Raw genomic sequence first — 13,543 nt, forward strand, 5'->3', positions numbered from 1 at the left:
AACTGGCGCCGATGAATCCGCAACGCAAAGCCCGGCTGGTCTACCGCGCCACCACCCTGTTCGCCCGCCTGCCCTGGCCGCTGCTGCGGGGGCTCGCGCGCGTCCTGGCGTGGACCTGGGTCCGTCTCAATGCCCGTGAAAGCCGCGTCACCCGGCGCAATCTCGAACTGATCTATCCGGAACTGGACGGCGCTGCACGCGACCGCCTGCACCGTGAACTGCTGCGCTCCACGGCGCTGCAGGCCATCGAGACCCTGCGCCTGTGGAGCCAGGAACCGGCCGACAACCTGCGCCTGCACCTGAAGCAGCGCCACGGCGAAGCCCTGTACGACGCGGCACTGGCCAGTGGCAAGGGCGTGATCGTGGCCGCCCCGCACTTCGGCAACTGGGAGCTGCTGAACCAGTGGCTGGCCTCGCGCGGTCAGATCGCCATCGTCTACAAGCCACCGGAGGACGAGGCCAGCGATGCCTTCCTGCAGTTGGTGCGGGGCGGCCAGAACGTGCAGCAGGTGCGCGCCGAAGGCCCGGCCGTGCGCCAGCTGTTCAGGGTGCTCAAGGACGGCGGTGCCACCGGCATCCTGCCCGACCAGCAGCCCAAGGCCGGCGACGGCGTGTTCGTGCCGTTCTTCGGCGTGCAGGCGCTGACCATGACCCTGGTCAACCGGCTGGCCGAGCGCACCGGCGCTACCGTGCTGTATGGCTGGTGCGAGCGCATTGGGCCGGACATGGAATTCGCCCTGCATATCGAAGCGACCGACCCCGCCGTGGCCGACCCGGACCCGCAGGTGGCCGCCACCGCGCTCAACGCCGGCATCGAGCGCATCGCCCGCCGCGACCCGGCGCAGTACCAGTGGACCTACAAGCGCTATACGCTGCGGCCACCGGGCAGTGGCGAGGAAGACCCCTACGCGACCGAAGAGCATCCCCACTGACGGCCGCTCCACCCAGGTCCCCGGCCCCTGCGACCGGCGGCCGCACCACGTTGAATACGACGCCGGCGCCCCCATAGAGACTGCGATGTCCGCCTCCCCCGGTCCTGCCATGCCCGCTGCTTCTTCCCTGTTCGGCGACCCCGCCGCGATCCGCTGCGAACGCGCGGTGGCCGAACTGCGTGCCGGCCGCCCGGTGCTGCTCCACGATGGCCAGGGCCAGCGCCTGGCGGTGATCGCCCTGGACAGCGCCACCGCGAGCAGCTTCGCCGCCTTCGCCGGTGCCGCGCGCGAGCGCCACTACCTGTTCCTGACCGCCACCCGCGCCCGCGTGCTCGGCGTGGAGGCCCCGGAAGGCGCGCGCCTGCCGCTGGCCGGCATTGCCTTCGATGCCCTGCCCTCGCTGGGCTACCTGCGCGAGCCCGGCCCGATGCCGGACGGCTGGAGCGCCGGTGACGCCTTCGATGCCGGCGCAGTGGAACTGGCCCGCCTGGGCCTGCTGCTGCCGGCAATGGTGGCCGTGCGCCTGGATGCCGATGACCGCACCTTCGATGGTGCCGCCGAGGTGGCCCTGTGCGACCTCGCCGAAGGCGCCGCGCATGCCGCCCACGATTACGAACTGGTGGCGCGTTCGCCAGTGCCGCTGCGCGACGTCGGCATGACTACCTTCGCAGTGTTCCGTGGCGGCGTGGCCCAGCGCGACCAGGTCGCGATCATCGTCGGCGAACCGGATCTGTCGGCGGTGGTGCCGGTACGCGTGCACTCCTCGTGCCTGACCGGCGACCTGTTCGGTTCACTCAAGTGCGACTGCGGCGACCAGCTGCGGCACGGCCTGCGCAAGCTGAAGGAACTGGGCGGCGGCGTGCTGCTGTACCTGGACCAGGAAGGCCGCGGCACCGGCATCGCGGCCAAGATGCGCGCCTACGGCTACCAGCACGATGGCCTGGACACCATCGATGCCGATGCACAGCTGGGCTTCGGCGCCGACGAGCGCCGCTACGGCAGTGCGGTGGCGATGCTGCATGGCCTGGGCATTTCGCGCGTGGCCCTGCTCAGCAACAACCCGACCAAGGCACAGCGCCTGCGCAACGCTGGTATCGAGGTGCTGGACTGCATTCCGGTCACCGGCGAGATCACCGCCGAGAACGAGCATTACCTGCGCACCAAGGCTGATCGCGCAGGCCACATGCTGGACGTGGACGCGCTGATCCAGGCTGCGCAGTAACGCAGCCGACCTGCTACCGTCTGCGCGGTGCGGTTTCGGCCGCCATCGCCCGCCCTGCCACCTGACGGAGCCCGCGTGACCGACGTCCCCCTGCCTTCCCCACCCACCGATGCCTGGCAGTCGCTGCCACAACGCGCCGCCCGCCTCGCTGCACTGGAAGGTGCTTTCGGCGGCCTGTTCGTGCCGGGCCTGCCACTGGCTGCGGCCGCCTGGTTTCTAGATCTGCCCGGCGGCCTGTGGACGGCTGCTACCGGACTGTTGATCGGCATTGCCTTCGGTGCATGGCTGGGCCGCCGGCGCTTGACCCGCACCCGCTGGCGGTTGGATGCACAGGGCCTGGGCCTGCGCCGCGACCTGATGTGGCAGCTGGAAACGCGCATTCCCATTTCGCGCGTGCAGCACCTGGACCTGCGTCGTGGTCCGCTGGAACGCCGCGCCGGCCTGGCCACGCTGATCGTGCACACTGCCGGGACCCGCATGAGCGCAGTGACCGTAAGCGGCCTGGATGATGCCGACGCCGAGCGCCTGCGCGACACCCTGTCGCATCAGCTCGACCAGGACGCCGACGCCCTGTGAGCCAGCCACCGCCCCTGCCCGCGTCGCTGCCCAATGGTGGCGAGGATCATCGCCTGCACCCGTGGTCATGGCTGTTCGTGCTGCTGATGCAGCTGCGCCACTACTTCCTGCCGCTGGTCGCGCTGCTGGTGTTCGGCCAGCGCGGCGACCGCGATCCGATGTGGGCACAGTTGATCCCGCTGTCGGCGATTGCCGCGCTGGTGCTGGTATCGGTGCTGCAGTACCTCAGCTACCGCTACCGCATCGGCAACGATGCGATCACCGTGCGCAGCGGGCTGCTGGCGCGCAACCGCCGCGAGATCCCGTTCGCCCGCATCCACAACGTGGAAGTGCGGCAGAACCCGTTGCACCGGCTGTTCGGCGTGGCCGAGCTGCGCCTGGAATCGGCTGGCGGCGTGCGCCCGGAAGCGGAGATGCGCGTACTGAAGCTGGACCAGGCGCTGGCGCTGGAACGATTGGTGCGCCAGCGTGGGCAGGCACCGCAGGCCGCTGACGTTGTCGCCGCCCCCTCGCTCACCGGGGCCGACGCCGAGCACGTGCTGCTGCGCCTGTCGAGCTGGGACGTGGTGCGCATGGGCCTGCTCTCCAACCGGGGTTGGGCACTGGCGATTGCCGCGTTCGGTGTGCTGTTCCAGACCGTGCCGCGGCCGGTGATGGACGCGGCCATCCAGCGTGGCGGCCAGGAAGCCTTCGGTTATGCCAGCCACCTGCATCCCGGCGTGGCCGGCGCCTTCCTGCTGCTGGCTGCCGCGTTGCTGCTGGGCTGGCTGGGTTTGCGAGTGCTTTCGGTGGTGCTGACCCTGTTGCGTTATCACGGCTTCACGCTCAGCGAGCAGGATCGCCGCCTGACCGTGTCGGCCGGCCTGCTCAGCCGCACCCGCAGCAGCGTGGCGCGTCGCCGCATCCAGGCCTGGACGCTGCGCGAAAGCACCCTGCATCGCTGGTTCGGCCTGCGCCAGCTGCGCATCGACAGTGCTGCCGGCGGACCTTCGCGCGATGAGGACCGCGCCCTGCGCGAGCTGGCGCCGCTGGCAACCCAGGAGCGCTGCACGCAACTGGTGCAGCACCTGCTGCCACAGCTGCAGTGGCCTCCGAAGCAATGGCAGTCCATTCCGCAGCGTGGCTGGTGGCGGCTGTGCCTGGGGGCGCTGCTGCTGGTCCCCCTGCTGGCCGCAGCCGCCTACTGGCGCTGGGGATCATGGGGCCTGGTCGTGCTGGCCTGGCTGCCGGTGGCGCTGGTGGTGGCACATCGGCAGATGGCGCGCATGGGCTGGTATCTGGATGACCACTACGTGGCCGTGCGCGGCGGTTGGTGGAAGCGCTGGTGGCGCTGGGCCGAGCTGGACAAGGTGCAGGGCCTGCGCCTGCTGCGCTCGCCGCTGGACAAGCTGCTGGGAACCAGCAGCCTGCAGCTGGATACCGCCGGCGCGCATGGCGATGTGGCGTTGACCCTGCACTACCTGCCGCAGGCGCACGCGCAACATGTGATGGATCAACTGGCGGCGGCGCTGGCACGGCGCAAGCTGCGCTGGTGAGGGTGCACCGCGCATCCACGCATGGCGTGGATCTACTGTAGAACCGAGCCCATCAGCGCTGCGACGGGCCCCAGTACCCCAGGTCCTTGCGGATCTGCAGGTCGCGCACCCAGCTGCCGAATGGCTTGCGCCGCAGCGCGCCCATTTCACCGGACAGGAAATCCTCGGTAGCCGCAATCACCCGCTCACTGGAGCGACCATCGCGATACGGATGGATGGCGTCGGCGTAGCGCACGATCTCCGCCTGCAGCGCAGCGTCCGGATACAGTGCACGCTGCAGCATCGCCGGCAGCTGCGCCGGGTCGTCAAAGTCGATCATGTGCGGCTTGGGCACGCGGTTGCGGAAGGTCACCACGGGCTTGTGCTGGACGATGAACTCCGAAACGATCGACGAGGTATCCGACACCAGCACGTCGGCGGCGCGTTGCGCGGCCATCACCTGTTCGGGCTCAATGAAGCGCGCATTGGCACCGGCCAGCGCGCGGTAGCGTTCGAACAACTCCGCTGGGCACTTCGGGTGCAGGGTCAGCAGCCAGTAGCGGTTGCCCTCGGCAATGTCGGCAGCAATCTGCGCAAGCAGGTGCGGGGCCGCGCTGAGCCGCTCGGTGAAGGTCGAACCAAACAGGATCACCGCACGGTCGCCGGCCGGCGCACGCAGCGCGGCGCTCTCGCCGCCATCGTCGCGGAACAGCGGATCCAGCTTCGGCCAGCCGGTTTCGGCCACCGCGAAGTGGCCCTGCAGGGCGGCGATCTCACGGAACGGCCCGGTGGTGGCCGGCCCCTGCGTGCAGTAGAGGTCGAACATGCCACGCACCCGGAAGTGGCCGCGCGCACTGTCCCGCTTCTCCACGTTGAAGCCATGGAACAGCTGCACCTTGGCGCCAGACAGGAAGGTCGGCACCCAGTTGGCGGCACTGAACACGGCACGCGGCCGCATTGCCAGGGCCTGTTTCAGGCCGATGGTGGGCACCCCGGGCAGGTGGCTGCCGGCGGCGCCGCCCTCGAACCAGGCTGCCACCTCCTGCCCGGAGGCGTGCAAGGCCTGCGCCAACGGGGCGAGAATAGGCAGCGCATAGCGCTCCGTCGCAAACAACAGGTACCCGGCCATCATGTCCTCCACGACCGCTCCCATCGAACGGCCTCGCATCTCGGCCTGCATTATCGCGTTCAACGAGGCCGGCCGCATCGGCGACTGCCTGGCCTCGCTGGCCTTCTGCGACGAGATCATCGTCGTGGACTCGTACTCAACCGATGCCACCGTGGCCATCGCCGAGGCCGCAGGCGCCCGTGTGCTGCAGCGCCCGTTCGATGGCTTCCGCAGCCAGAAGGCCTACTGCGTCGAGCAGGCCCGCCACGACTGGGTGCTGTGCCTGGACGCCGATGAGCGGATCAGCCCGGAACTGCGCGCGGCCATCGAGCAGGTCCGCGACGGCGGCTTCGCCGGCCATGCTGGCTACCGTTTCGCGCGCCTGTCGGAGTACTTCGGCAGATTCCTCCGCCATGGCAATGCCTACCCGGACCGGGTGATGCGCCTGTTCGACCGCCGCCGCGGCGGCTGGCGCGGCAAGCGCGAGATCCACGAGGCGGCCAGCGTCGACGGCAGTGTCGGTACGCTGCGCGGTGACCTGGTCCACTACCCTTACCGCTCGCTGCAGCAGCAGCTGGCCAAAACGGAGAAGTACGCGCGGATGATGGCCGAGCACGAGTTCGCACGTGGCAAGCGGGCCACGCTGGGCAAGCTGGTACTCGCCCCGGCCTGGCGGTTCTGGCGCGGCTTCGTGTTCCGCGGTGGTTTCCGCGACGGCTGGCACGGCCTGGTCTACGCCTACGTGCGCGCCAACTACGTGCGCCAGAAGACCATCATGCTGTGGATGCTGGGCAACGGCCAGGCCGTGGCCGACCCGCCGAACCCCTGATCGCCGGGCCCCGCCCGGCGCGCCGGCGCATCACGTCCCGGTGACTGCCCGGTGGCGCGCGCCTTCGACGATCGCCAGGCCGGTCAACAGGCCGACCAGAGTCACGTAGAAGCTGGCCGTCATCTGGTGCGCGAACATCGACTGGGTCAGGCCGCACAGCGCGTAGGTGATCACCAGCATGACGCCGGCTGCGGCCGGCCCACGGAAGGTCGGCCGTCCGCTGCGGCGATGCAGGCGCACGAACAACCACAGCGGGATGCCGTACACCGCCAGCAGCAGAAGCAGGCCCGGTACGCCCTGGGTCGCCGCCCATTCGGCCACGTCGTTGTGTGCATGCCCCAGGTGGCAGCGCAACTCTTCCGGGTTCTCCCGGCAGACCGGCACGCGCTGCATCGCACTGTCGAAATGACCGATGCCAACACCTACCAGCGGGTGATCGAGGAAAGTCTCCCAGGCAACCTGCAGGCGCTCCACGCGGGCACCGGCGGAGGAATCACTGTCGCCCAGCTCCATCCGCTGCACGTCGCTGTGCAGCTCGCTCAGGCGGACCTGGTGGCGCAGCTCCGGTACCGACAGCAGCAACGTCGCACCGATCGCCAGCATGCCGGCCAGCACCGACAGGCGCGCCGCACCGGTGCGCCAGCGCAGGCTCAGCGCCAGCACCACCAGCAGCGCCAGCAAGGCGGCGAACACACCGCGGCTGCCGGTCAGCACGATGGTGCCGCAGCCGGCAGCCATGCCGAGGATCACCAGCGACCAGCGCCGCGACGGGCGGCAGAACACCAGCAGCACCATCAACACCATCACGATGTCGGCCAGCACGATGGCGTTGGTGAACAGCTCCGCGCGCGGGGCGCCACCCAGCACCTGCCACAGCGACATCGCGAAGGTGGCGAGCAGGCCGGTCAATGACCCATACCAGAGCCACCGCAGGTTGGGACGCAGCGCGCAGACCCACAGCGCGATCCATGGGATGACCACGAACCGCGAACGGTTGTCGACGTCACGCAGTCCCTGCTCGAACAGCACCACCGACAGCACGCCGAGCGCCAGCACCGCCAGCATCAGCCAGGCCAGTACCTTCACCGGCTGACCGGCCATGCCCCGCGCGCGCCACAGCAGCTCCGGCGCCAGCAGGGTGCTGAGCAGCAGCAGGAGACCATACGGCAACAGGTTGATCGGCACGGTCAGCACCAGTGCCGGCAGGCAGAACAGGCCCAGCTGGGCCAGCCCATGTGCTACCCCATGTCGCCCACCGACGGGAACGCCCAGCGGGTCGTCGGCCATGAGGTTCAGGTTGTCCGGTGAAGCTGGCACGTCGGGAAGTATCGCTGCAATCTGCTGGAAGAACGGGACGGACCAACGGGGCGTCCCAGCCTGCTGTTTTACTGCCTTTGGGCCCGCTTGGGCAGACTGGACAAGCGGAAATCGTGGTGGCTAGTCATGTTCCTGCAAACGCCGTCCACGTTCCCGCTCCTCCGCAGTGACCACGCAGGGCACCGTCACCGCCGCCGCCGGCACCAGCCACCAGCGCCGACGGTTGGCTACCCCGGCCAGTTCAGAGCGGTTGCGGTCGACGCACGACAGCATCGCGTACTCGTGCACGAGCAGCCAACGGCGTCCCGGTGCCAGCCGCTGCCAGCGCGTGGCCGCCACCAGCTGCTCGTCCCAGTCAGTCTCGAATCCGAAGGTCGCTGCGGGACGGTCGGCCAGCAGCAGATGCTGTTCCTTCCAGGCCACCAGCCCCAGCTCGGCATCGGGGCCCAGACGTGTACCGACCGTGCGCATCAGGCCACGGGCGGAACTGGAATCGTTCAGCAGCGGGTAGCCGACCAGGCTGTACAGCACCCAGACCACCGCCAGGGTCGACACCAGCGCACGCTGCCGGCGACGGCCACAGGCCAGCAGGCTCAATCCGCCCCACAGGCCCATCGCCAGGATCGTCCACGCCAGCGCGTCGACGGCCCCGGGCGCCAGCCCGCGGCTGTGGGTCAGGCGCAGCTCGAAGGCCGGGTCGCCCAGCAACGCCATCGCGCCGGCCACTGCCAGGCCAAGTGACAACAGGCCGGTGAACAGCCCCACCACGGCCTGCACGTCGCGCCGCTTCAGCAACCCCGGCAACAGCGGTGCCAGCGCCAGGCAGAACATCGGCAGCGCCGGCAGGATATAGACGTCGCGCTTGCCGGCGGGAATCGAGAAGAACAGCACCACCATCAGCCACCAGGCCAACGGCAGCAGATAGCGCGGGTCGTGGCGTTGCAGCCGGCGGCGCCAGGCCGGAATCGCCCAGGGCAGGGCCAGGAACGCCGGGATCCACATCAGCGGCATCGTTGCCAGGAAGTACCAGGCGGGCTGGTGGTGGTCCCAGGAATGGGTGTAGCGCCGCGCCGTCTGCTGGAACAGGATGTCGTCCATGTAGGCGCGGTACTCGTCCGAACCGGTGGCGAAGCCGGCCAGCAGCATCGGCGCCAGCCATAGCGACACCGCCAGCAGGAAGGCCAGCGGCGCCAGCCAGAAGCGCGCGTCGCGCGCGTGCAGGCCCACCCGCGGCCACTGCAGCGCCGCAGCGATTGCCGCGGGCACGATCATCAGCAGCGCCAGCATGCCCACGCCCTTGGTGATCACGCCGATGCCGGCGAAGAACCAGCCCAGCCACCACCAGCTCCAGGCGGGTCCCAGCAGCAGGTGGCGCAGCAGGCCGTAATTGGCCAGGGTGATGAACAGCAGCAGCAGTGGATCGATCTGCGCCTTCTTCGCCTGGAAGGTGAACTGCAGCGCGAACAGCAGCGCCCAGCCGGCATACAGCCCCACGCGCCGCGTCCACAGGCGTCGGCCCAGGTCGACCACGCACCACAGCGTGCCCAGCGCCGCCAGCAGCGACGGCAGCAGGAAGGCCACGCGCCACTGCCCGACCAGGCTGTACAGCGTGGCCTGCCACCACATCAGCATCGGCGGCTTGTCCGAATACAGCTCGGTCCCGCGGTGCGGGAACAGCCAGTGGCCGCTGTCGATCATCTGCTTGGCCACCAGCGCGAAGCGTGGTTCGTCGGACGGCCACGGATCACGAAGGCCCAGCCCGGCGCCCAGCACCAGCAGGGCCATCACCACGAACAACCACGTCTCGCGCGACGCGCGGGATTTCAGCATGGGACTCGGAACGTCAGCGGGGGTCAGGCTGTTTTTAGCAGACGCGCGTAAAAGAAACCGTCAGCATCGCTGTCACCCGGCAGTCGCTGGCGCGCGATCCCCTCGCAGTCCAGGCCGAATGTGTCATCCAGCAGCTGTGCCTGCGCGTCCGGATGCCACTTCAGGAAGGCCCGCACCTGATCGACGTTCTCGGCGCGCAGGATCGAGCACGTGGCGTACAACAGCACGCCACCCGGGCGCAGCATCGACCAGCAGGCCTCCAGCAGGCGGGCCTGCACGCCGACCAGCGCATCGATATCCTCGGCGCGGCGGTGGAACATCACGTCCGGCTGGCGGCGGATCACGCCGGTGGCCGAACACGGAGCATCCAGCAGGATGGCGTCGAACAGGGTGCCATCCCACCAGGCACCGGGGTCGCTGGCATCGGCCACCAGAGTCTGCGCGCCCTCTCCCACACCGGTGCGGGTGTAGGTATCGCGGGCACGCGCCAGGCGCCGCGCATCGATATCCAGCGCCAGCAGGCGCAGGCTCGGGTCACGTTCCAGCAGGTGTGCCGACTTGCCACCGGGCGCCGCGCAAGCGTCCAGCACGCGGGCGCCGGACGCCGGTGCCAGCGCGTCCGCCGCACATTGCGCCGACAGGTCCTGCACCGACAGCGCACCGTCGGCGAACCCCGGCAGCTGGTTCACCGCGATGGGCGCTGCCAGGCGCAGCGCGTCGGCGCTCAGCGGGCTGGCTTCGGCGGCAATGCCGGCCTCGGCCAGCGTGGCCAGCGCCTTGTCACGCCCCCCCTGCTGGCGGTTGGCACGCAGCCACAACGGCGCCGGCTGCAGGCTGGCAGCGAAGATCGCCTCCGCCTGGGCCGGCCAGTCGCGCTCGACGGCATCGGCCAGCCACTCCGGGAAGGCATCGCGCGCAGGCTGTTCCGGGAAACCCTCACGCTGCGCACGGCGCAGGATCGCGTTGACCAGGCCGGCCTGGCGCTCACGGCCCAGCGCGCGGGCGGCGTCGACCGTGGCCGACAGTGCCGCATGCGCCGGCAGTTCCAGCACATCCAGCTGGGCGAAGCCCACCATCAACAGGGTGCGCAGGTCAGCGTCGCGCGCCGACAGCGGCTTCTGCATCCACGACTGCAAGGCGGCGTCATAGGTACTGCGGCGGCGCAGGACCGCAAAGCACAGCGCTTCCAGCAGGGCGCGATCGCGACTGTCGCCCAGCTTGGGCAGCGCCCAGGCCAGTTCCGCCTTCAGCGAGCGGCCACGGGTGAACACCTGCGCCAGCACGCGTGCGGCCAGCATGCGGGTGGCCGCGCCCGGTGCCGCCTTGGCGACGGAGAAATCATTCTGCTTCGACACCGCTCAAGCCCCCACGTGCAGGTCGCGGCGGGCATTGAGGTAGTCGGCGGCAGTGATCGCCTTGCCACCTTCGCGCTGCAGCGTGCGCAGGCGCAGCGCGCCCTGGCCGCAGGCGATGTCGATGCCATCGCGGCTGGCTGCCAGCACCGTCCCCGGCGCCTGGCCATGGGCCAGGTCAAGGGCGACCGCACCGTGGATGCGCACGCGCTCGCCGGCCAGCGTCGCTTCGGCGATCGGCCACGGATTGAACGCGCGCACGGTGCGCGCCAGTGCATCGGCGTCCTGCGCCCAGTCCAGCCGGGCTTCGGCCTTGTCCAGCTTGTGCGCGTAGGTCACGCCCTGCTCCGGCTGCGGCCGCGCGATCGGCTTGATGCCGGCACGCAGCAGGCCCAGGCCATCGGACAGCACCTGCGCGCCCAGTTCGGCCAGCTTGTCATGCAGCTGGCCGCCGGTATCGGTAGCGGCGATCGGCAGCTCCTGGTGCAGCAGCACCGGACCGGTGTCGAGGCCGGCTTCCATCTGCATCAGGCACACACCGGTGGTTGCGTCGCCGGCCTGGATCGCACGCTGGATCGGCGCAGCACCGCGCCAGCGCGGCAGCAGCGAGGCATGCACGTTCCAGCAGCCATGGGTCGGAATGGCCAGTACCGCCTTGGGCAGGATCAGGCCGTAGGCCACCACCACCATCAGGTCCGGCTGCAGGTCGCGCAGCTGCTGCTGGGCAGCCTCGTCCTTCAGCGATTCGGGCTGGTAGACCGGAATGCCACGGGCCACCGCCTCGAGCTTGACCGGCGACGGCGCCAGGCCACGGCCGCGGCCGGCCGGGCGATCAGGCTGGGTATAGACGGCCACGACCTCGTGGTGGCGCGCCGCGGCGCGCAGCGACGACACCGCGAATTCCGGCGTACCGGCAAAGACAATCCTCATGGCTACCCCACTTGCAGGATGGATTCGTGCAGGAAAGAAAACGGCGCCGTCGGCCGGCGCCGTACAGCCCGCGCGCGTCGCGCAGGCACGGGCCACCCGAAGGGCGGCCCGGATGGGCGATCACGCCACGTGCTTGCGCTGCTTGGCCAGCTTCTTGCGCACCATCTCGCGCTTGAGCGGCGACAGATAGTCGATGAACAGCTTGCCATCCAGGTGGTCCATCTCGTGCTGGATGCAGGTGGCCAGCACTTCACCAGCCTCCAGCTGCTGTTCCTGGCCGTTGCGGTCCAGGTACTTCACGGTGATGGTGTCGGCGCGGGTCACGTCGGCGAAGATGCCCGGAACCGACAGGCAGCCCTCCTGGTACACCCGGCCCCCGTCCTTGGCGACGATTTCCGGGTTGATGAACACAAGCGGTTCATTCTTCTCTTCGCTGACATCGATGACCATGAAGCGCTTGTGCACGTCCACCTGGGTGGCGGCCAGGCCGATGCCCGGCGCGTCGTACATGGTCAGGAACATGTTGTCGATCAGCTCCTGGAAGGCCGGCGTGGTGACTTCGGCGGCTTCGATCAACGCAGCCTTGGTACGCAGGCGCGGATCGGGGAACTCGAGAATGGGGAGAAGGGCCATGGCTGTTTCCGGATAGGGGGCCGGCACGCCGGCATACGTCGCAGATTCTAGCTCCAACGCTTGCCTTGCGCCCCGGTTTCTGGACTATAGTGCGCGGACCTGTTGGGGAATCAGGGCTTCACACCTATGTTGCTTCGTTTTCGTACGGTCGTCGCCGCGGCGATGCTGACCGTGGCTGCCTATGCTACCGCCGTGGAAGTGAATGGCGGGCACCCGGACACCTATGTGGTCCGAAAAGGGGATACGTTGTGGGATATCGCCGCACGTTTCCTGCAGAAGCCTTGGCTGTGGCCGGAGATCTGGCAAGCCAATCCGCAGATTGCCAACCCGCACCTGATCTATCCAGGTGACGTGCTGAGCCTGGCCTACCTGGACCGGGTGACCGTGTCCCAGGCCGGTCCGCGCCAGGAGGCCCCGATCGACGCCATTCCGCTGGCCCAGGTCGAGCCGTTCCTGAAGCAGCTGAGCGTGGTCGACAGCGTCAAGCAGCTGCCCTACGTGGTCGGCCTGGAGGACAACCGCCTGCGCGCGTCCGGCGGCGACACCGTCTACGTACGCCTGGCCGATGCCCAGGTGGGCCAGCGCTGGGCCGTGGTACGCCCGACCGTGCGGTACGCCCAGCCCAAGCCGACCGAGGACCTGACCGCCAATGGCGACGTCACCCCCGGCAGCGGAAACCTCTGGAAGGCCTACAACGCGCCCAACGCGCGCCGTGGCGTGCTGGGCTACGAGCTGGCCCAGGTCGCCACCGGCACCATCACCCAGATCGGCGGCGGCAAGGTCGAGGCCTCCACGCTGGTGCTGGACAAGAACGTCGGCGGCCGCGAAGTGCGCGCCGGCGACCGCCTGGTACCGGTCGAGGCCAGGCCGTACGACCTGCAGTTCGTGCCCCACGTGCCCGCCGCGGGTGTCGAAGGCGTGGACGTGCGCGTGCTGGCGGTCACCGACATGTTCACCGCCGGTGGCCCGCGCGATGTGATCGCGATCTCGGCCGGCCGTGCCCAGGGCGTGGACAACGGCACCGTGTTCTCGCTGTGGCGCCCGGGCCGTCATGTGGCGCACCGCATGAAGTACCCGACCTCCTCGCGCATGGACGACTCGCTCAGCACCGGTGCGGGCCGGGTCTCGCTGCCGGACGAGTATGCCGCGCATGCGATGGTGTTCCGCACCTTCGACAACGTCAGCTACGCGCTGGTGATGCAGGGCGTGAAGCCGGTGCAGGTGGGCTACAACGCGCTGCACCCGGACGCGAAGTAACGGTTGCCGGGCTGCCCCGGCCACCGCAGGGAGTGCCGGCCGC

The 13,543-nt window shown here is 69.4% G+C and carries 12 protein-coding genes; 6 read left to right on the plus strand and 6 right to left on the minus strand.

The features are described 5' to 3' along the window. Window positions 1-11: 11 nt before the first annotated feature. The 4 genes from ACYKG1_RS19095 to ACYKG1_RS19110 all read left to right on the plus strand — a co-directional run bounded on the left by ACYKG1_RS19095 (window position 12) and on the right by ACYKG1_RS19110 (window position 4,265). Window positions 12-932, plus strand: coding sequence for a lauroyl acyltransferase (locus tag ACYKG1_RS19095; protein WP_262227898.1), 921 nt, complete (start codon window positions 12-14; stop codon window positions 930-932). An 85-nt stretch (window positions 933-1,017) separates the two neighbouring features. Further along, entirely contained in the window at window positions 1,018-2,154 is a 1,137-nt protein-coding gene (ribA, locus tag ACYKG1_RS19100; protein ID WP_478471116.1) for a GTP cyclohydrolase II RibA, read from the plus strand. 75 nt (window positions 2,155-2,229) lie between these two features. Then, window positions 2,230-2,730 (plus strand): PH domain-containing protein, encoded by a 501-nt coding sequence (locus tag ACYKG1_RS19105; RefSeq protein ID WP_100474045.1) that lies wholly within the window; start codon window positions 2,230-2,232, stop codon window positions 2,728-2,730. Next, on the plus strand, window positions 2,727-4,265 hold the full coding sequence (locus ACYKG1_RS19110) for a PH domain-containing protein (RefSeq protein ID WP_478471117.1): 1,539 nt from the start codon (window positions 2,727-2,729) through the stop codon (window positions 4,263-4,265). Before ACYKG1_RS19105 ends, ACYKG1_RS19110 begins: the two co-directional genes overlap by 4 nt. A 52-nt stretch (window positions 4,266-4,317) precedes the next feature. Here the strand turns inward: ACYKG1_RS19110 and ACYKG1_RS19115 are convergent, their stop codons facing one another. Then, the gene (locus ACYKG1_RS19115) at window positions 4,318-5,376 is read right to left on the minus strand and encodes a CDP-glycerol glycerophosphotransferase family protein (protein WP_478471118.1); all 1,059 of its coding nucleotides are present in this window, start codon (window positions 5,374-5,376) and stop codon (window positions 4,318-4,320) included. Between ACYKG1_RS19115 and ACYKG1_RS19120 the strand changes: the two genes are divergently transcribed. Beyond that, window positions 5,375-6,181, plus strand: coding sequence for a glycosyltransferase family 2 protein (locus tag ACYKG1_RS19120; protein ID WP_100474048.1), 807 nt, complete (start codon window positions 5,375-5,377; stop codon window positions 6,179-6,181). The two genes, ACYKG1_RS19115 and ACYKG1_RS19120, sit on opposite strands and share 2 nt — an antisense overlap. A gap of 30 nt (window positions 6,182-6,211) precedes the next feature. On the opposite strand, the gene ACYKG1_RS19125 is transcribed toward ACYKG1_RS19120, so the two are convergent. The 5 genes from ACYKG1_RS19125 to def form a co-directional block, all read right to left on the minus strand. Beyond that, window positions 6,212-7,468, minus strand: a complete 1,257-nt coding sequence (locus tag ACYKG1_RS19125) for an O-antigen ligase family protein (RefSeq protein ID WP_100474049.1) — start codon at window positions 7,466-7,468, stop codon at window positions 6,212-6,214. A gap of 150 nt (window positions 7,469-7,618) precedes the next feature. Continuing rightward, the gene (locus ACYKG1_RS19130; protein ID WP_478471119.1) at window positions 7,619-9,328 is read right to left on the minus strand and encodes a glycosyltransferase family 39 protein; all 1,710 of its coding nucleotides are present in this window, start codon (window positions 9,326-9,328) and stop codon (window positions 7,619-7,621) included. Between the two features lie 23 nt (window positions 9,329-9,351). Beyond that, window positions 9,352-10,683: a 16S rRNA (cytosine(967)-C(5))-methyltransferase RsmB gene (gene rsmB / locus ACYKG1_RS19135; protein ID WP_100474051.1), complete on the minus strand. Its 1,332-nt coding sequence runs from the start codon at window positions 10,681-10,683 to the stop codon at window positions 9,352-9,354. A gap of 3 nt (window positions 10,684-10,686) precedes the next feature. After that, window positions 10,687-11,610, minus strand: coding sequence for a methionyl-tRNA formyltransferase (fmt, locus tag ACYKG1_RS19140; RefSeq protein ID WP_478471120.1), 924 nt, complete (start codon window positions 11,608-11,610; stop codon window positions 10,687-10,689). Window positions 11,611-11,730: 120 nt separating this feature from the next. Further along, complete coding sequence (gene def / locus ACYKG1_RS19145; RefSeq protein WP_262083533.1) at window positions 11,731-12,243, minus strand: peptide deformylase; 513 nt, start codon at window positions 12,241-12,243, stop codon at window positions 11,731-11,733. Window positions 12,244-12,369: 126 nt separating this feature from the next. Here def and ACYKG1_RS19150 point away from each other — a divergent pair, with 126 nt between their 5' ends. After that, complete coding sequence (locus tag ACYKG1_RS19150) at window positions 12,370-13,500, plus strand: LysM peptidoglycan-binding domain-containing protein (RefSeq protein ID WP_100474053.1); 1,131 nt, start codon at window positions 12,370-12,372, stop codon at window positions 13,498-13,500. Window positions 13,501-13,543 lie beyond the last annotated feature (43 nt).

The organism is Stenotrophomonas sp. 85239_Sma, from assembly GCF_056481725.1.